The 17,253-nt window shown below is 73.5% G+C and carries 17 protein-coding genes and 1 riboswitch; of the genes, 7 read left to right on the plus strand and 10 right to left on the minus strand.

All coding sequences use genetic code 11. From position 1 onward, the window contains the following. The 5 genes from ABD52_RS16435 to ABD52_RS16455 all read right to left on the minus strand — a co-directional run. The coding region (locus ABD52_RS16435) for an SGNH/GDSL hydrolase family protein (protein WP_047892409.1) at window positions 1-596 on the minus strand (596 nt) is incomplete at its 3' end. Between the two features lie 41 nt (window positions 597-637). Further along, window positions 638-1,270: an HAD family hydrolase gene (locus ABD52_RS16440; RefSeq protein WP_047892394.1), complete on the minus strand. Its 633-nt coding sequence runs from the start codon at window positions 1,268-1,270 to the stop codon at window positions 638-640. Then, a complete protein-coding gene (locus ABD52_RS16445; RefSeq protein WP_030272597.1) occupies window positions 1,267-1,659 on the minus strand; it encodes an MmcQ/YjbR family DNA-binding protein in 393 nt (130 codons plus the stop codon). The genes ABD52_RS16440 and ABD52_RS16445 overlap by 4 nt, the downstream gene beginning before the upstream one ends. A gap of 64 nt (window positions 1,660-1,723) precedes the next feature. Continuing rightward, a complete protein-coding gene (locus ABD52_RS16450; RefSeq protein ID WP_047892395.1) occupies window positions 1,724-2,944 on the minus strand; it encodes an MFS transporter in 1,221 nt (406 codons plus the stop codon). After that, window positions 2,941-4,503 (minus strand): class I adenylate-forming enzyme family protein, encoded by a 1,563-nt coding sequence (locus ABD52_RS16455; protein WP_013476576.1) that lies wholly within the window; start codon window positions 4,501-4,503, stop codon window positions 2,941-2,943. The genes ABD52_RS16450 and ABD52_RS16455 overlap by 4 nt, the downstream gene beginning before the upstream one ends. Before the next feature lie 312 nt (window positions 4,504-4,815). Here ABD52_RS16455 and ABD52_RS16460 point away from each other — a divergent pair, with 312 nt between their 5' ends. The 6 genes from ABD52_RS16460 to ABD52_RS16485 all read left to right on the plus strand — a co-directional run bounded on the left by ABD52_RS16460 (window position 4,816) and on the right by ABD52_RS16485 (window position 11,080). Then, on the plus strand, window positions 4,816-6,099 hold the full coding sequence (locus ABD52_RS16460; protein ID WP_174361798.1) for an SGNH/GDSL hydrolase family protein: 1,284 nt from the start codon (window positions 4,816-4,818) through the stop codon (window positions 6,097-6,099). A gap of 66 nt (window positions 6,100-6,165) precedes the next feature. Further along, a complete protein-coding gene (locus tag ABD52_RS16465) occupies window positions 6,166-7,389 on the plus strand; it encodes a cytochrome P450 (protein WP_047892396.1) in 1,224 nt (407 codons plus the stop codon). Next, the gene (locus ABD52_RS16470; RefSeq protein ID WP_013286620.1) at window positions 7,386-8,360 is read left to right on the plus strand and encodes an alpha/beta hydrolase; all 975 of its coding nucleotides are present in this window, start codon (window positions 7,386-7,388) and stop codon (window positions 8,358-8,360) included. Before ABD52_RS16465 ends, ABD52_RS16470 begins: the two co-directional genes overlap by 4 nt. Then, window positions 8,353-9,456, plus strand: coding sequence for an alpha-hydroxy acid oxidase (locus tag ABD52_RS16475; protein WP_047892397.1), 1,104 nt, complete (start codon window positions 8,353-8,355; stop codon window positions 9,454-9,456). Before ABD52_RS16470 ends, ABD52_RS16475 begins: the two co-directional genes overlap by 8 nt. Window position 9,457: 1 nt before the next feature. Continuing rightward, the gene (locus tag ABD52_RS16480) at window positions 9,458-10,801 is read left to right on the plus strand and encodes a PLP-dependent aminotransferase family protein (RefSeq protein ID WP_047892398.1); all 1,344 of its coding nucleotides are present in this window, start codon (window positions 9,458-9,460) and stop codon (window positions 10,799-10,801) included. 27 nt (window positions 10,802-10,828) lie between these two features. Further along, window positions 10,829-11,080 (plus strand): hypothetical protein, encoded by a 252-nt coding sequence (locus ABD52_RS16485; protein WP_013286617.1) that lies wholly within the window; start codon window positions 10,829-10,831, stop codon window positions 11,078-11,080. Window positions 11,081-11,146: 66 nt separating this feature from the next. Here ABD52_RS16485 and ABD52_RS16490 read toward each other — a convergent pair whose 3' ends face one another. The 5 genes from ABD52_RS16490 to ABD52_RS16510 all read right to left on the minus strand — a co-directional run bounded on the left by ABD52_RS16490 (window position 11,147) and on the right by ABD52_RS16510 (window position 16,773). Beyond that, window positions 11,147-12,583, minus strand: a complete 1,437-nt coding sequence (locus ABD52_RS16490) for a glycine hydroxymethyltransferase (RefSeq protein WP_013286616.1) — start codon at window positions 12,581-12,583, stop codon at window positions 11,147-11,149. A gap of 18 nt (window positions 12,584-12,601) precedes the next feature. Then, a riboswitch (ZMP/ZTP riboswitch) is annotated at window positions 12,602-12,691 on the minus strand. Window positions 12,692-12,954: 263 nt separating this feature from the next. After that, window positions 12,955-13,455 (minus strand): hemerythrin domain-containing protein, encoded by a 501-nt coding sequence (locus ABD52_RS16495; RefSeq protein WP_047892399.1) that lies wholly within the window; start codon window positions 13,453-13,455, stop codon window positions 12,955-12,957. A gap of 106 nt (window positions 13,456-13,561) precedes the next feature. Then, a complete protein-coding gene (locus ABD52_RS16500; RefSeq protein ID WP_013286614.1) occupies window positions 13,562-15,046 on the minus strand; it encodes a S8 family serine peptidase in 1,485 nt (494 codons plus the stop codon). 148 nt (window positions 15,047-15,194) lie between these two features. After that, the gene (locus ABD52_RS16505; RefSeq protein ID WP_013476584.1) at window positions 15,195-16,058 is read right to left on the minus strand and encodes an NAD(P)H-hydrate dehydratase; all 864 of its coding nucleotides are present in this window, start codon (window positions 16,056-16,058) and stop codon (window positions 15,195-15,197) included. Further along, entirely contained in the window at window positions 16,042-16,773 is a 732-nt protein-coding gene (locus ABD52_RS16510; RefSeq protein WP_047892400.1) for a histidine phosphatase family protein, read from the minus strand. Before ABD52_RS16510 ends, ABD52_RS16505 begins: the two co-directional genes overlap by 17 nt. A 135-nt stretch (window positions 16,774-16,908) precedes the next feature. Here ABD52_RS16510 and ABD52_RS16515 point away from each other — a divergent pair, with 135 nt between their 5' ends. Beyond that, window positions 16,909-17,238 carry a hypothetical protein gene (locus ABD52_RS16515; protein WP_047892401.1) on the plus strand — a complete coding sequence of 110 codons (330 nt, stop codon included), beginning with the start codon at window positions 16,909-16,911 and terminating at the stop codon, window positions 17,236-17,238. The last annotated feature ends 15 nt before the right edge of the window (window positions 17,239-17,253 follow it).

Below are 17,253 nucleotides of genomic sequence, written 5' to 3' on the forward strand. Positions count from 1 at the left end.
TCGCTGCTGTACAGCGACGGGTCGGCCACCAGCGGGTGGTCGGTCAGGTGGACGTGCAGTGTGCCCAGGCACTCGGCCACCGCCCGGGTGTGCCGGGACAGCCGCCGCATCCGCTCGCCCAGGCCCGCGCGCAGCGCGTCCGGCACCGCCGGGCTGTGCGACACGTCGAACATGCCCACGGTGATGACGTCCGCGCCCGCCTCCCGTAGCGCGGTGATCATGGCGGTCAGCTCGGCGTCGACAGCGTCCGGGTCGTAGGCGGACCGGAACGCGTCGTTGCCGCCGCACACCACCAGGGCCAGGTCCGGCTCGAAGGCCAGCGCGCCGGCCAGTTGGGTGGCCCGGACCTCGTGCGCGCGCAGTCCGCGCCGGCCCAGGTTCAGGTAGGCCAGCTCCGGCCGGATCGCGCGCAGCTCGGCGGCGATCCGGTCGGCCCACTGGATGTCGGGGTAGCCGTCGGCGGGTTCGCACAGTCCTTCCGCGACGCTGTCACCCAGCACCACGAACCGCCGCCACGGGTGCCCGCGCAGCAGGTCGGCGGCCTCTCCCGGACGCAGGCACCACGGGTCGGTCGCCTCGGTCAACGTCGATGGCATGCCCGGCAGGCTAGCCGAGCGTCCCACGCCGGGAAAGAGGCTCAGCCCAGCAGGGCCAGCAGCTCCCCGGGCCGGCTCAGGCTGAGGTCGGCGGGCTCGTCGGGGTCGTACTGGTGACCCCACGCGGCGGCGACCGCGACCGCGCCGCTGCGCCGGGCGGCGCGTACGTCCAGTGGTGAGTCACCCACGTACGCGGCGCGGCCGGGTGGCACGCCGAGGTGCCGGCAGGCCGCCTCCACGCCGTCGGGCGCCGGTTTGGGGCGGTCGACCTGGTCCCCGCCGAGGACGACCTCGAAGTGACCGAGCAGGCCCGCCCGGTCGAGCAGGATCTCGGCGGCCCGGTGGCTCGCGCCGGTGAACACGCCGACCGGCACCCGGGCGGCGATCTCGGCGAGCGCGTCGGCGACGCCGGGGTAGACGCGTACCCGGCCGGCGAGCGCATCCAGCTCGGTGTGATAGCGGTCCAGGTCCTCGCCGGAGGCGGGCCGCCGCAGCAGGTGCGCCAGCAGGTCCGCCGGGGAGCCGATCGAGTAGCCGGCGATGACCTCGGCGTCGGTGTACGACGGCCCGCCTCCGGCCCGCACCGCCGCCCGGTACGCCGCGGGCACCACCGCGTGCGACTCGACGAGCGTGCCGTCCAAGTCGAACACGATCGCGTCCACCGGGCCGGTCACGCGTTCTCCGCCCGGTGCGCCGTGGCGAGCCGCTTCGGGGCCCGCGCGTACCACGCCTCGGTGACCAGCTCGGTCAGCTCGTCCACGTCGATCCGGTCGAGCCGGACCAGCACCGCCGGGTATCCGTCGAAGTGCGGCGTGGTGAAGTAGACAGCCGGGTCGTCGGCGATCAGCGCCTCCTTGGCGCCCAGGTCGGGCACCCGCGCGCCGAGGATCGGGCCGTCCGGCGCGGCGTCGCCGAGCGCATCGAGTTCGCCGCGCCGCAGCGGCCGCTCCCAGACGAACGACTTGTCGCGGACCCGCCAGGCGGGCGCCTCGTCGTACGTGGGTCGCTCGGTGGTCTCGGGCAGGCCCAGCGCGATGCGCCGCACGTCTTCCCAGGTCGCCATGGCCCCGACCCTACCGCCGACCCCCGACACCGCGGCCCGGACCGGCGGGCTCAGACCGGCGGGCTCAGACCGGCGTGGGCGCGGCAGGTTCCGTGGCCGGGCGCCGGGACGCGCGGCTCAGCAGCAGTGGCCCCACGGTCAGCACCAGGCAGACCACCGACATCACCAGCAGCGCCGGGGTCAGGTCGAGCAGCGCCACCGACCAGCCGCCGAGCAGCGCGCCGACGGGCAGGCCGAGGAACGCCACCGATCCGGAGATGCCCAGCACCCGGGTCTGCAGCTCGCCCGGCACCCGCTGGTAGAGCGCGGCGCCGAGCAGCGGGTTCACCGCCGCGATGCCGATGCCGGACAGGAACGTCACCACGAGCACCACGACCAGGTCGTCGCTGAGCGCCAGCGCGAGCAGCCGGGGCGCGCCGCTGAGCGTCAGCCCGAGCGCGAACGTCGTCCCGGCCGGCAGCCGGGTGCCGAACATCGTGAACAGCAGGTTGCCCAGCAGCGCGCCGGCCGAGAAGACGCCCAGCAGCAGACCGAATCCGGCCGGGTCGCCGAGCACCTGGTTGACCCAGAGCGGGATCCAGACCGCGACGCTGGCGTTGGCGAACATGTTCGACACCGAGACCACGATCAGCATGGTCATCAGCGTCCGGTCGGTGCGCAGGTACGCGAAGCCGCCGCGCAGCGCCCGCAGGTACGGCTCCCGGGGCGCCGGTTGCGCCGGTGCGGGCGGCCGGACCAGCACGCCGATCAGCAGCGCGCAGACCGCGAACGTGGCCGCGTCGATCCAGATGGCCCGGGTCAGCCCGACCCAGTCGATGAGCAGCCCGCCGAGCACCGCGCCGAACAACGTCATGCCCCGGGCCAGGCCGTCGTAGGCGCTGGTGAGCCGGATCAGCGGCACCCCGGCCCGCTCGGCCGCCGGTTTGAACAGCACGTGCTTGACCCGGTCGCCGATGCCGCGCAGCCCGCCGGCGATCGCCACCAGCACCAGCAGCGTGCCGAACCCGAGCCAGGGCGCCAGCGCCACCACGGCCATCGCGACGGCGCTCGCGGCGTCCACGAACACCGAGGTACGGCGTACCCCGAACCGGTCCGCCCACGGGGTCGCGAGCGCGCTGGAGAGCATGTACGGAAGCGTCTCCGCCGCCGCGACGAGCCCCATCTTGGTGGGGCTGCCGGTGGTCTCCAGCACGAGCCAGGGGATGGCGACCACCGAGATCCGGGTGCCGAGGTTGGACAGCAGGTCGGCGCCGACCAGGGTGTACAACTCCCGGCGCGGGTTCACGCCGGACTGCCGATCGGGTCGGCGCCGGCCGGGTGGGCCGCCGCGTACCGGGCCCGCAAGGCGCGCTTGTCCACCTTCGCGGACCGGTTCAGCGGCAGCGCGTCGACGAACTCGACGGCGCCGGGCGCCCACGTCTCGCTCAGCTCCCGGACCACGAGCGCGATCAGCTCCTCTCCGGTCACCGACGCGCCCGGCGCGGGCACCACGTACGCGTGCGGCAGCTCCCCGGCCACCGGGTCCGGTACGCCGATCACGGCGGCGGCGCGTACCTCGGGGTGGCCGGCGAGCACGTCCTCGATCGGGCGGGAGTAGATCGGCCAGCTGCGCTGCCGGGTGAGGATCCGGTCCTGTAACCGGTCGACCAGGTAGAGGTAGCCGTCGGCGTCGAGGTGCCCGATGTCGCGGGTGCGGACCCAGCCGTCGACGAGCGTCTCGGCGGTCAGCTCCGGCTGACCGTGGTAGCCGGCGAAGCTCAGCTTGGTACGCACCCACACCTCGCCGTCCTCGCCGGCCGGCAGCACCCGCCCGCCCGCGTCGCGGATCTCCACCGACACGTCGCCGTACGGGCGGCCGCAGGAACGCAGCCGCTCCGGGTGCTCCGGGTCCTCGGTGAGCCCCGGCAGCGCGCAGATGACCACCGCCTCGCTGAGCCCGTACACGATGCGCAGGCACGGGCCGAAGCGGGCGATGGCCTGGCGCAGCCGGGCCGGCGCGGCGGGCCCGGCGCCCACGTTGAACATGAACATCGCGGAGAAGTCGGCGCCCGGCAGGTCGGGGTGGTCGAGCACCTCGTAGAGCATCGGCGGGGTGACGAACGTGGAGGTCAGCCGTTCGGCGTCCACTGTGGCGACGAACGCGGCCGGATCCCACTGTTCGCGCAGGAACAGCACCCCGCCGGTGAACAGGTTGATCAACGTGGTGATCTGGCCGCTGGCCAGCCACATCGGGGAGTGCGACAGGTGCCGCAGCAGCGGGAACCCGGCGCCCCGGAAGTCGGCGGCGAGGGCGAGCACCTGCCGGTAGAAGCTCTCCCGGTGGTGCACCAGCTTCGGCGTGCCGGTGGTGCCGCTGGTCTGCAGGATCGACTCCGGCGCCGGTACCTCGGCGGGCAGCTCCGCGGCCGGCCCGGCGGCCCCGGCGGTCAGGTCCGGTCCGGCGCCGCCGGGTCCGAGGCAGAGCACCGGTACGCCGGACAGGCCCGCCGCGACCTCCACCGCCTGCGCGTCACGCGGGTCGTGGACGAACGCCTCCGGCGCGGACAGCGCGACGAACTCGTCGACCTCCCGCCGCGAGGTCACCGGGGCCACCCACATGCTCCGGCAGCCCAGCAGGTGCAGGGCCAGTTGCAGCAGCGGACCCTCGACCGTGTTGCCGAGCATCACCAGCACCGCCGCGCCGGGGCGTACCCCGTGGTGGCGCAACGCGGCGGCCAGGCCGCGCACCTCGGCGGCGACCTGGGGGTAGGTGAGGCGGCGTCCGCCGCCGACGAGCGCCTCCCGGTCGCCGAACCCGGCGAACAGCTCCAGCGCCTCGTGCACATAGTTCGGCCGGTCGGTCATCGGGCAGCCCCCATCATGGTCCGCGAGCGGCGTCCGGCCAGGTCAGGGCCGGGACATGACGGCAGGTGCCAGGGTCGGCGACCGCACCGCCGCCAGCCCCGAGCCTAGGCAGCCGCGGTCCACGCCGGACAGGGCCGATCGTCGCTGCGTCACGCCCCCCGGGCATTTGATCATGTCGATCAGGTTGATTGACGCTCGTCACGGCCGGAAGCTAGTTTCCGGTCCATCGCCCGGGCCGGTGCCGCCGACCGCGTCACGCCCGGGGCTGCCGACCATGGAGGATCGATGCCGACCCCGAAGAGATGGCACGTCATAGCTTCCGCCGTAACGCTGCTGATCGCCGCCACCCCGGCGGTCACCGCGAGCGCCGGCCCGACCGGGAACGACCGCGCCGGGCACGGGCGCGCCGAGTGGGCCGGAACCTGGGCCGCGGCGGTGACCCGCGGGAACACCGTGGGCCTGACCGAGACCGGCCTGAACAACCAGAGCATTCGGATGACAGTGCAGACCTCGGTGGGCGGGCCGCGCCTGCGGGTGCGGCTGACCAACCTCTACGGCCAGCAGGCCGTCCAGGTCGGCAGCGCCACCATCGCCCGGCCGAACACCGCCACCCCCGATGACCTGTCCGACATCGTCCCGGCCAGCATCCGGCAGCTGACGTTCTCCGGCGCCGGCACGGCGACCATCAACAAGGGCGCCGAACTGCTCAGCGACCCGGTCAACTTCCCGGTGACCGAGCAGGAGGACCTGGTGGTCACCCTGTACTTCCCGGTGCTCACCGGGCCGGTCACGTTCCACGGTCAGTCCAAGGTCACCAACTTCATCGGCGCCACCGACCTCACCTCGGCGGCCGACGGCACCGGCTTCACCATCCGGCCCAACTGCTGCTGGATGTTCCTGTCCGGCATCGACGTGGAGCGCAAGGCCACGCCCGGCTCCGTGGTGGTGCTGGGTGACTCCATCAGCGACGGCAACGGCAGCACCGTCAACGCCGACCGCCGCTGGCCGGACTTCCTGGCCAAGCGGCTGATCGACGCCCGCCCGGAGCCGCGTACCCCGGGTGTGCTCAACCTCAGCCTGGCCGGCAACCGGCTCAACCACGAGGGCACCGAGCCCGGCGCGGGCGGTTTCCCCGGCTACTACGAGTTGGGCCCGAACGCGCTGGCCCGGCTCAACGAGGACGTGTTCCCGCAGACCGGGGTGCGGACCGTCATCACCCACCTGGGCATCAACGACATCTGGATGAACGGCGACAGCCCGGAGGCGATCATCGCCACGCTGCGCCAGCTCAACCAGCAGGTCAAGGCGCGCGGCCTGACCAGCATCGCCGGCACGCTCATGCCGTACGAGGGCAATGGCGGGCCGGGCGTGTGGACCCCGGAGAAGGACGCCACCCGGCAGGCCGTCAACACCTGGCTGCGCGGGCCCGGCCGCGCCGAGTTCGACGGCGTCGTCGACTTCGACGCGGTGATGCGGGATCCGGCCCAGCCGAGCCGGCTGCTGCCGGCGTACGACTCGGGTGACCACATCCACCCGAACGACACGGGCGCCGCGGTGATGGCGAACGCCGTACCACTGAAGCTGCTCGGACTGTGACACCGGGCGGGGGCGGCGGTCGACACGACGCCGCCCCCGCCGCCGTTTCCTGGGGAGGAAGAGACAGTGGACGTCAGCGAGATCCTGACCGGCCTCTACAGCGAGCAGGGCCGGCAGAACCCGTATCCCTTCTACGCGGCCCTGCACGAGCACGGGCCGATCAACGCCGTTCCGGCCCGGGCCGAGCACAGCACCGTGAGCGCGGTGGCCGGCGGGTACGACGTGGTGGACCAGATCCTGCGTGATCCCGGCTGGTACAAGGGCTTCCCGCCCGGCTGGGAGGAGCAGGAGATCCTGCGTACGTTCCTCACGTCGATGATGTTCGTCAACCCGCCGGACCACACCCGGATGCGCGCGGTGTTCGCCAGGACGTTCACCCCGCGCCGCCTCGGCGCGCTGGAGCCGGTGATCGAGCGGATCGTCGCCGAACGCCTGGATCACATGGCCGAGGTGGGCGCGGACGGCCACGAGGTGGACTTCGTGGCCGACTTCGCGTACCCGGTCCCGGCGCTGGTGATGGCCGAGTTCATCGGCCTGCCCGCGGCGGACCTGTCCTGGTACCGGCAGCGGGTCGACTGGATCGACGAGTACATGGACGTGTCCGGCAAGACGCCGGAGCGGCTGGCCCGGGCCAACCAGGCCGCCGAGGAGTTGCGCGTCTTCTACCGGGACCTGATCGCCCACCGGCGCCGTACGCCCGGCCACGACCTGATCAGCGGGCTGGCGGAGGTGCTCGACGCGGGCGGCGTCGACCTCACCGAGGATGAGTTGATCAGCAATCTGATCGTGCTGTTCAACGCCAGCTTCGTCACCACCGTCTACATGTTCAGCAACGGCCTTCCACTGCTGCTGGAGCACCCGGACGTCACCGCCGCGCTGCCCGGCGACGACGCGCTCGCCCGGGGCTGCGTGGAGGAGGTGCTGCGGATGGAGAGCCCGGTGCACTTCCTGGCCCGCTCCGCGCCCGCAGGCGTCGACCTCGGCGGGGTGCCGATCGACCGCGACGACAACGTGCTGCTGCTGATCGCCGCCGCCAACCGTGACCCGGCCCGGTTCCCCGACCCGGACCGCTTCGACCCGCGCCGCGACGGCCCGCCGTCGCTGGCCTTCGGCGTCGGGCTGCACTTCTGTCTCGGCTCGGCGGTGTCCCGGCTGGAGGGCCGGCTGGCGCTGCCGCGCCTGTTCGCGCGCTTCCCCCGGCTCGCCGTCACCCAGCCCTACACGTACAGCGGGAGCCTGTTCCTGCGCGGTATCGACAAACTCTTCGTCACCACCGGGGAGGCCGGATGACACTCGATCCGCAGGTGGTCGCGTGGCGGGCCGCGAGGGCCGCCGCCGGCACCGTGCCGCTCTACACCCAGACCCTCGCCGAGGCCCGCGCCGCCGACCTCGCCGCGATCCGCGCCGGCTCCGGCGCGGTCGAGCCGGTCGCGGAGGTACGCGACACGACGGTGCCCGGCCCGGCCGGGCCGCTGCCGGTGCGGATCCACCGGCCGGACGGCGACGGACCGCTGCCCACGCTCGTCTACTTCTTCGGCGGCGGCTGGACGCTCGGCAGCGTCGACACGGCCGACGGGATCTGCCGTCGGCTGGTCAACCTCACCGGCGCCCAGACCGTGACCGTCGGCTACCGGCTCGCCCCGGAGCATCCGTTCCCGGCGGCGGTGGAGGACTGCCATGCCGCGTTGCGGCACCTCGCCGCGCACGCCGCCGAGTTCCGCGTCGACGCCGACCGGCTGGCTGTCGGCGGGGACAGCGCGGGCGGGAACCTGGCCGCCGCGGTGACGCTGCTGGCCCGCGCCGACGGCGGTCCCCGGCTCGCCGCCCAGTTGCTCGTCTACCCGAACACCGACCAGCGGCCCGGGCACCGGCCGGCCGACGACGAGGACCCGATGCTGTTCAACAGGCACTCGGTCGGCTGGTACCGCGGCCACTACCTCGCCGACCCCGGCGACGCGGCCCACCCGCTCGCGTCGCCGCTGCTCGCCGAGGACCTGTCCGGCCTGCCCCCGGCGTTCGTGATCACCGCCGGGCACGATCCGCTGCGTGACGAGGGCCTGCGGTACGCGTCTCGGCTGCGCGAGTCCGGTGTGCCCACCGAGACGGACGACCACCCGGGCATGGTGCACGGGTTCTTCGCCATGCCCGGCGTGTTCGACGCCGGCCGGCTGGCCCAGGAACGCGCCGCCGCCTTCCTGCGCCGCGCGTTCGGGCTCGACCCGGCGCACGCCCGGGCGGCGACGGGTGCCGACCATGGCTGACCCGGCGGACGGGTTCGTGCCACCGTCCAGCCTGGCCGAGTTCGCCGCGCTCGCCCGGGCGGTCCTGCCGGCCGACGTGTGGGACTTCGTCGACGGCGGCAGCGGCACCGAGACCGCCCTTGCGGCGAACCGGGCCGCGCTGGACCGGGTGGCGGTTCTGCCCCGGATGCTGGCCGGGGTGGACGACCCGTCCACCGAGGCGACGCTGCCCGGCGGCCGGGCCGCGTTGCCGGTGGCTGTCGCACCGATGGCGTACCAGCGGCTGCTGCACCCCGACGGCGAGCCGGCGCTCGCGGCGGCGGCCCGCGCGGCGGACGTGCCGTACGTGGCCAGCACGCTGTCCAGCACCCCGATCGAAGAGATCGCGGCGACCGGCGCGACGGTGTGGTTCCAGCTCTACTGGCTGCGCGACCGGGCGCTGGTGGCCGACCTGCTCGACCGGGCGGAGGCGGCCGGCTGCGCGGCGGTGATGGTGACCGTGGACGTGCCCGTGCTCGGGCGGCGCCTGCGCGACGCCCGCAACGGCTTCGCGCTGCCGCCGCAGGTCACCGCCGCGAACCTGCCCGGCGGCCGGGACGACCTGGCGCATCAGGGCACGCCCGGCGTCTCGGCGGTGGCCGTGCACACCGGCGCGGTCTTCGCCCCGGCGTTGAGCTGGGCGGACCTGGATTGGCTGCGCGCGCGTACCCGGGTGCCGTTGCTCGTCAAGGGCATCCTGGACCCGCGCGACGCGGTCCGCGCGGCGGACGCCGGCGTCGACGCCGTGGTGGTCTCCAACCACGGCGGACGGCAGCTCGACGCCGCCCCGGCCAGCGCGGCCGTGCTGCCGGAGGTGGTCGCGGCGGTCGACCAGCGGTGCGCGGTGCTGCTGGACAGCGGCGTCCGCGGCGGCGTCGACGTGCTGCGCGCGCTGGCGCTCGGCGCGGACGGCGTGCTGCTCGGACGGCCGCTGCTCTGGGCGCTCGCGGCGGGCGGCCGGGCCGGCGCCGAGGCGGCGCTGGCGCTGCTCGCGGCGGAGTTGCGCGACGCGCTCATCCTCAGCGGCTGCCCCGACCCGGCCTCGGCCCGGCGGCTGCGTACCCGGATCGGAGGCTGACGTGGAACCGGTCGACCTGGCCGTCTCGGCGCTGCACGGCAGCGTCGGCGACCCGGCGCTGAACTCGATGAACTTCCTCAACGAGGTGGCGCAGCACTACCCGGACGCGGTGTCGCTGGCGGCCGGGCGGCCGTACGAGGAGTTCTTCGACTCCGCGCTGCTGCACACGCACCTGGACCGCTTCCGCCGCCACCTGGCCGAGGAGGTCGGGCTGGACCGGGCCGGCGTGGACCGGACGCTGCTGCAGTACGGGCGCACCAAGGGCATCGTGCACCACCTGATCGCCCGGCACCTCGCCGTGGACGAGGGGCTCACCGTCGACCCGGAGTCGGTCGTGGTGACGGTCGGCTGCCAGGAGGCGATGTTCCTGGTGCTGCGCGCGCTGCGGACCGGCCCGGCCGACGTGCTGTTCGCGGTGGCGCCCACGTACGTCGGGCTCACCGGCGCGGCCCGCCTGGTCGACCTGCCGGTGCGCCCGGTGGCCGGCGGGCCGGACGGCGTCGACCTGGCCGACCTGCGCGCCGGGGTGCGCCGGGCCCGCGCGGAGGGGCTGCGGCCCCGCGGCTGCTACGTGATGCCCGACTTCGCCAACCCGTCCGGCGTCAGCATGGACACCGCGCAGCGGCGGCGGCTGCTGGAACTGGCCGCCGAGGAGCACCTGCTACTGATCGAGGACAACCCGTACGGTCTGTTCCCGGCCGACGGCACCGACCGGCGGCCCACGCTCAAGGCGCTGGACACCGCCCGCCGGGTGGTCTACCTCGGCTCGTTCGCCAAGACCGTGCTGCCCGGCGCCCGGGTCGGCTACGTGGTCGCCGACCAGCGAGTGGGGGAGGCCGACGGCGTTGTGGTGCCGTTCGCCGACCACCTCGCGAAGATCAAGAGCATGGTCACTGTGAACACGTCACCGATCAGCCAGGCGGTGATCGGCGGCGCGCTGCTGGCGCACGACTGCTCGCTGGTGGCCGCGAACGTCAGGGAGCGGGCCGCGTACGCCCGCAACCTGCGCCACCTGGTCGACGGCCTGGCCCGGCGCTTCCCGGCCGGCGGCCCGGTCTCGTGGACCGTGCCGGCGGGCGGGTTCTTCGTGGTGGTGAGCGTGCCGTTCGCCGTCGACGACGCGCTGCTGCACCGCTCGGCGCGTGAGTACGGCGTGCTCTGGACCCCGATGGCGCACTTCTACGACGCGGGCACGCCGGTCGATGCGCTGCGGTTGTCGGTGAGCGCCGTCACACCGGAGTCGATCGATCTGGGTCTGGACCGGCTCGCCGCGCTGGTCACGGACACCATGGTCGCCGGAGTGACGCCGGAGTGTCAGGGTTCCGGCACAGTGCGTGTTTCCTGACGCCGTTCCTCTGTTGATAATGGACGAATGGTTGCCTGGGAGTACGCGTTGCTCGTTCGTCGGTATCAGGGTCAGGGTCGCAATTTCCACGTCTCGTTCGTGTGGTACGGCCCGGACGGGTCACGCACCGACGTGACGGCATACGGCGACACCGCTATCGCGCACCTCAACCGGGTCGGCCGGGAGGGCTGGGAACTGGTCTCCGCCGCCGAGGACGTGAACAACGTGCAGGGCAGCACCGAGGTCCACCGCTACCACCTGAAGCGCCCGCTGCGCTGACCCCTGAACCGCCGGCACCCCGGGAGACGCCTTCTCCCGGGGTGCCGCTTCGTGTCGGCCGGGCGCTCAGCCCAGGTCGACCGCCGGGTAGAGCGGGAACGGCGTGAGCAGGTCGGCGGCCTGCTTGCCGACGGACTCGGCGACGGCCGGGTCCAGCACGTACTTCGCCTTCGACGGTGCGCCGTCCGGGCCGGTGCCGGGCGTGGTCTGGCTGAGCACGGTGTGAATCAGCTCGGCGGTGGCGTCCATCTCGGCGGCGCCGAGGCCCCGGGTGGTCAGCGCCGGGGTGCCGATGCGGATGCCGGAGGTGTACCAGGCGCCGTTCGGGTCCTGCGGCACCGAGTTGCGGTTGGTGACGATGCCCGAGTCCAGCAGCGCCTGCTCGGCCTGCCGGCCGGTGAGGCCGTACCCGGACACGTCGATGAGCACCAGGTGGTTGTCGGTGCCGCCGGTGACCAGCGTCGCGCCCCGGCGCAGCAGACCGTCGGCCAGCGCCTGCGCGTTGTCCACGATCCGCTGGGCGTAGTCGGCGAAGTCGGGGCGGCGTGCCTCGGCCAGCGCGACCGCCTTGGCGGCCATCACGTGCGGCAGCGGCCCGCCGAGCACCATCGGGCAGCCCCGGTCGACCTGGTCGGCCAGCTCCGGCCCGCAGAGCACCATGCCGCCGCGCGGGCCGCGCAGCGACTTGTGCGTGGTGGTGGTGACGATGTGTGCGTGCGGCACCGGGTCGAAGTCGCCGGTGAACACCTTGCCGGCGACCAGCCCGGCGAAGTGGGCCATGTCGACCATGAACGTGGCGCCGACCGAGTCGGCGATCTCCCGCATGATCCGGAAGTTGACCTTCCGCGGGTACGCGGAGTAACCGGCGACCAGGATCAGCGGCTTGAACTCGCGGGCCGCCTCGGCCACCCGGTCGTAGTCGATCAGGCCGGTGGCCGGGTCGGTGCCGTAGCTGCGCTGGTCGAACATCTTGCCGGAGATGTTCGGCCGGAAGCCGTGGGTGAGGTGACCGCCGGCGTCCAGCGACATGCCCAGCATCCGCTGGTTGCCCAGCTCGCGGCGCAGCGCGAACCAGTCGGCCTCGGTGAGGTCGTTGACCTGCCGCGCCTGCGCCTTGCGCAGCGCGGGGGACTCGACCCGGTCGGCGAGGATCGCCCAGAAAGCGACCAGGTTGGCGTCGATGCCCGAGTGCGGCTGCACGTACGCGTGGGACGCGCCGAACAGCTCCCGGGCGTGCTCGGCGGCGAGCGCCTCGACGGTGTCGACGTTCTGGCAGCCGGCGTAGAACCGGCGCCCGACCGTGCCCTCGGCGTACTTGTCGCTGAACCAGTTGCCCATCGCCAGCAGCGTCGCCGGGGAGGCGTAGTTCTCGCTGGCGATGAGCTTGAGCGACTCGCGCTGGTCGGCCAGTTCCGCGGCGATGGCGTCGGCCACGCGCGGCTCGACGCCGCGGACGACCTCCAGCGCGCTGCGGAAGGCGGTGGACTCGGCGTTGCGCGACATGCGACCTCCAGGTGACGTGCGGAAGGCCCAGGCGCTCGGCATGCGTCCTCATGACGAGGCCGCTCCCCGATGGTGCTCCATCTCCACGCGCCAGTCACGGCCTGTGCCGATCCTACCGGCCCGGCCGGGACCTGCGGGGTTGGGCCGCCCGTCCCGGGGAGGCCCGGCCGACACGGAGTTCTTCGACCGGGCCGGCATGACCGGCACCCGGGTCGGCCAGGGGCCCACTGACGACCCACCCACGGTGGCCGAGGACGCGTTCGAGGCGCTGACGAAGGGGGGAGCACAAGGTCGCCGCCGGCTCGCTGGTCAACAAGATCCAGGTAGCCGCCAGCAAGATCATCCCGGACCGGCTGAAGGCGGTGCCGGTGTCAGGCGACCACGGCGTCGAGCGACTTCTTCAGCGCCTTCGGGGCGGTCGGCGTCTTGGGCGCCTTCGGCCGCAGGTCGAGCATCCGCTGGCCGATCTCCTGGAGCGGGCTACGGCCGAGCGCCTCGCGGACCTTCGGGAACCACTCCTGCTCCTCCTCCTCGATGTGGTGCAGCACGTTCTCGATCAGCACCGTCGTCTTGGCGTTGAAGCGCTCGTCGCCGGCGTCCATCGTGAACAGCTCGAAGCAGAGCACGTCCGCGACGTGGTGCTCCTCGTACGACTCCAGCACGTCGTCCTCGACGTCGGGCACCAGCTTGCGGACCTCCGGGTACATCACCTCGTTCTCCAGGTAGGTGTGCACCGTGAGGGCTTCGAGGATCTGCCCGACGATCTTCCCGCGCTTGCTCGCCGGTCCCTCCTCGGCCTCCTGGAAGGCCTTGAACAGGCGGCGGATCTCCTTGTGGTCCTCCTTGAGCAGGACGATCGCATCGGTGGACACCGGTTACCTCCTAAGTCGGCTGACGGTGCCCCCCTACCCGGTGCCCCACCAGGACAAACAGACCGGGCCCGGCGTGATCGCCGGGCCCGGTCCACGCGGGTACCTGTTACTTCACCGCGTTGTACGCGTCCACGACGCCGGCGCCGTAGAACCCGTTGCGGTTCCCGCCGGAGCAGGTCGCGTCGTACGCGTTCGGGCCCGCCGGGATCAGCGGCACCGGGTTGTAGACGCCCGACGGGCAGGACTTCGCCACCGCCGTGCGCTCCAGGAACGAGGCCAGCTGGCCCGGGCTCATGCCCGGGTGCGCGGACAGCGCCAGCGCCGCGACGCCGGTGGCGTGCGGGCCGGACATCGAGGTGCCCTGCTTGTAGCCCCACCCGTTGGTGCGGGTGGCGGTGTTGAAGGTGGTGGACAGGATGCCGTCGGCGGACGTCGAGCGGGCGCCCTGCGTCCGGAACCGGGTGTCGCCACCCGGCGCGGTCACGTCGATCACGCCCTGGCCGTACGAGGAGTAGTAGCTCTTCTCCCCGGTCGGGCCGACGGCGGCGACGGTCACCACGCCCGGCGCCTCGGCCGGCAGGTCGAGGCAGGCGTTGGTGAGGTTCTCGCGCTCCTCCGGCGTGCCGTTGTTCGGGCTGCCGGTGTCGGTGATCTTGTGGGCCAGGTCGTAGTTCGAGTTACCTGCCGACGCGACGTGCAGCACGCCCTGGGACTGCGAGTAGCGCAGGGCCCGCTGCACGGCCTTCCACACCGGGCGCTGACGCGCGTCGTTGCGGCAGTTCAGCTCCCACGGGTCGATGTAGTAGCTGTTGTTGGTCAGCTGGAAGCCGTGCTCGGCGGCCCACATGAACCCGCAGACCGCGGCCTCCGGGAAGATGTAGCCGTCGTCGTTGACCACCTTGACGGCGGCGACCTTCACGCCCGGGGCGACACCGGTGACACCGACGCCGTTGACCGCGGCGGCGATGGTGCCCGCCACGTGGGTGCCGTGGTCGCTCGTGGTGGGGTTCCACGCGGCCTCGGCGGTGTTCGGGACGCCGCCCACACAGGAGGCGCTCTTGTCCTTGGCGATCTGGGTCGCCAGGTCCGGGTGGCTGCTGGAGATGCCGCTGTCCAGCACACCCACCACGACCGACGGGCTGCCGCCGGTCACGGCGTGCGCCTGCGGGACGCGGATCTGGGGCATGTCCCACTGCAGGTTGTAGAGCGGCTCGGCGGTCGGGTCGCCGGTGGCCGCGGCGACGGCGGCGGCCGGCACCTCGACCGTCTCGCCCTCGTCCAGGGCGGTGCCCAGGCCGGCGGTGGAGGCGACCGACTCGACGCCGGCGCCCGCCACCCGGGTGGCGAAGTCCGGGGCGGACGAGCGCACGACCAGCACACCGATCTTGTCGTACGCGGCCACCACGGTGCCGTCGGCGGCCGCCACGCGGGCGGCGGCCTTGGCGGTGCTGTTGCCCTGCGGGGCGAGCACGATGTACGAGGTTTCCGGTCCGACGGCCGCGGCCGGTGCCGTGCCGCCGACGAGGGCGAGCCCGGCGCCGAGCGTCACTGCCGACGCCGCGGCGAGTGTCTTGCGACGGAGGTTGTTCACACAGACTCCCAGGGGTTCGTGCGGGTGGACCGCACCCCTGAGCGGGCTGCGGTCCGGGCGGAGGCACGGCGAAGTACCGGCCTCGCCCGGACCAGCGCCACCGCCTCCCGGGGTGTTACACGTGGTGGGATCCCGGTGACGTGGATCGTCAGACGGTGGCGATCGTGTAGGGGATCTCGTCCAGCAGTTCCCGGGCGAGGAAGCCGATCCGCCCGTACCGGGGGACCAGCCGCTGCCCGCTCACCGCGTGCGCGAACGCCGCCCAGCAGGCCGCCTGCGCCGGGCCGGCGCCCCGGGAGAGCAGGCCTGCGAGCAGCCCGGCCCGCACGTCGCCGCTGCCCGAGGTGCCCAGTCCGGCGTCTCCGCTCTCCTCGCGCCAGGCCCGGCCGTCCGGCGTCGCGATGTGCCCGTACAGCGAGACGACCGCGTCGTACCGGCCGGCCAGTTCCACCGCTTCGGCGTCCAGGTCGTCGCCCGGATCGCGTCCCAGCAGGTGCCGCGCCTCGGTCAGGTTGGGAGTGAGCACCGCCTTGCGGCCGGCCCCGGCCAGCAGCTCCGGCGCGTGGCTGAGCGCGCCGAGCGCGTACGCGTCGAGCACCAGCGCGGTCTCCCGGCCGGCCGCGTCCAGGACCAGGCGCAGCAGTTCCCCGGTGGCCTCGATGTCCGTGAGGCCGGGTCCGACCGCCACCACGTCGGCCTCGGCGACCAGGCCGCGGAGCAGGTCGCCCGGGTCTCCGCGGACCGCGCCGTCGCCGGTCTCCGGCAGGCCGATCACGAGCGCCTCCGGCACCTGGATGCTCAGCGACGCCGCAGTCGACTCGGCTGCGGCGAGCTGGAGCACGCCGGCACCGGCCCGCAGCGCTGCCACCCCGGCCAGCAGCACCGCGCCGGGGGTGAACCGGGAGCCGCCGACCACCAGCACGGTGCCGCGCGCCTCCTTGCCGCCGGTGGGCACCGGCAGCGCCCAGTCCCGCAGCAGCGCGGGGGTGATCACGTCAGACCGGCTCGGCATTGACCTCGTCCTCCCTGGTGGGCTTCGCCCCCTGCCGGTGCAGGTGGGCGACGTCGTTGAACACCTCCGGCACGAGCCGGCCGGCGTCGTCGGCGTGCCAGGCGGTGACCGAGCAGTTGGCGATCACGTGCTCGCGGGTCAGCGCCATCAGCTCCGCCTCGGTGAGCCCCTCCACCAGGTAGCGCAGCAGGAAGACCAGCGCGTCGTGGCCGAACAGCAGCACCCGGCCCCCCTCGTGGTCGCGGCGCAGGTCGCCGAGCAGCGCCCGCAGCCGCAGCGCCACGTCGGTCCAGGACTCGCCGCCGGGCGGGCGGTAGTAGAACTTGCCGAGCCGGGTACGCCGCTGCGCCTCCTCCGGGTAGCGCCGGGTCACGCCGTGGCCGGTGAGCCCGTCGAGGATGCCCAGCTCCCGGTCGCGCAGCCGCTCGTCGACGCTCGCCGGGATCCCGGTGCCGTCGAGCGCCAGCTCGGACGTGCGCACCGCACGCAGGTACGGCGACACCACAGCCACGTCCGGCCGCCTCGACTCCGGCAGCCCGGCCAGCCAGCGGGCGGTCGCCCGCGCCTGCTCCTCGCCGGTCTGTGACAGCGGCACGTCCGCGTCCCGGTGGCTGAGGTCGATCAGCTCGGCGCCGGACGTCTCGGCCGCCGTGGCCGCCACGTTCGCCGTGCTCTCGCCGTGCCGGACGATCCAGAGCGATCCCAACTCCGCCATGCGGCTCCCGGTACCCGGGCTCGACCGGGGATAACCGTGCCGGACCGGCCCGGCGCGGGACTGCGCCGCAGTGCATCGACCCGGCACAATGTCCCACGACGCGGGACGGACGGTCCGGCTCCGAGGGAGGCGCACATGGCGACTGTGGTGCGGGGTCTGCGGGAGGCGCTGGTGCTCTTCCTGATCGCCACGGTGGCGATCGCGGCGGCGGTCGGCATCTGGGTGGCGGTCGGCGGCGGGGACTTCACGCACCGGCTGGGGGTGGCGTTCATGATCGTCGGCGCCGTGATCGGGATGACCGGCGATCTCACGTTGAGCCGTATCGGCATGCTGCCGGCCCGCTCCACGTTCGGCCTGGCGCCGGAGCGGGAGGACGGCGGCGGCGGGCGGGTGCTAACCGGCGTCGGCATCTTCCTGTTCGTCTCGGTGCCGCTGATCGTCGTCGGCGCGCTGCTGATCACCTGAGACTTACGGCCGTCG

Source organism: Micromonospora sp. RV43 (genome assembly GCF_001029515.1).
Classification (GTDB): domain Bacteria; phylum Actinomycetota; class Actinomycetes; order Mycobacteriales; family Micromonosporaceae; genus Micromonospora; species Micromonospora aurantiaca.

What these genes read in the sequence shown, in the direction of transcription:
- ABD52_RS16510 (WP_047892400.1), bottom strand. Translation starts at nt 16,773, where the DNA reads ATGGCGGAGTTGGGATCGCTCTGGATCGTCCGGCACGGCGAGAGCACG.
- ABD52_RS16475 (WP_047892397.1), top strand. Translation starts at nt 8,353, where the DNA reads ATGGCTGACCCGGCGGACGGGTTCGTGCCACCGTCCAGCCTGGCCGAG.
- ABD52_RS16455 (WP_013476576.1), bottom strand. Translation starts at nt 4,503, where the DNA reads ATGACCGACCGGCCGAACTATGTGCACGAGGCGCTGGAGCTGTTCGCC.
- ABD52_RS16515 (WP_047892401.1), top strand. Translation starts at nt 16,909, where the DNA reads ATGGCGACTGTGGTGCGGGGTCTGCGGGAGGCGCTGGTGCTCTTCCTG.
- ABD52_RS16505 (WP_013476584.1), bottom strand. Translation starts at nt 16,058, where the DNA reads ATGCCGAGCCGGTCTGACGTGATCACCCCCGCGCTGCTGCGGGACTGG.
- ABD52_RS16445 (WP_030272597.1), bottom strand. Translation starts at nt 1,659, where the DNA reads ATGGCGACCTGGGAAGACGTGCGGCGCATCGCGCTGGGCCTGCCCGAG.
- ABD52_RS16490 (WP_013286616.1), bottom strand. Translation starts at nt 12,583, where the DNA reads ATGTCGCGCAACGCCGAGTCCACCGCCTTCCGCAGCGCGCTGGAGGTC.
- ABD52_RS16485 (WP_013286617.1), top strand. Translation starts at nt 10,829, where the DNA reads ATGGTTGCCTGGGAGTACGCGTTGCTCGTTCGTCGGTATCAGGGTCAG.
- ABD52_RS16470 (WP_013286620.1), top strand. Translation starts at nt 7,386, where the DNA reads ATGACACTCGATCCGCAGGTGGTCGCGTGGCGGGCCGCGAGGGCCGCC.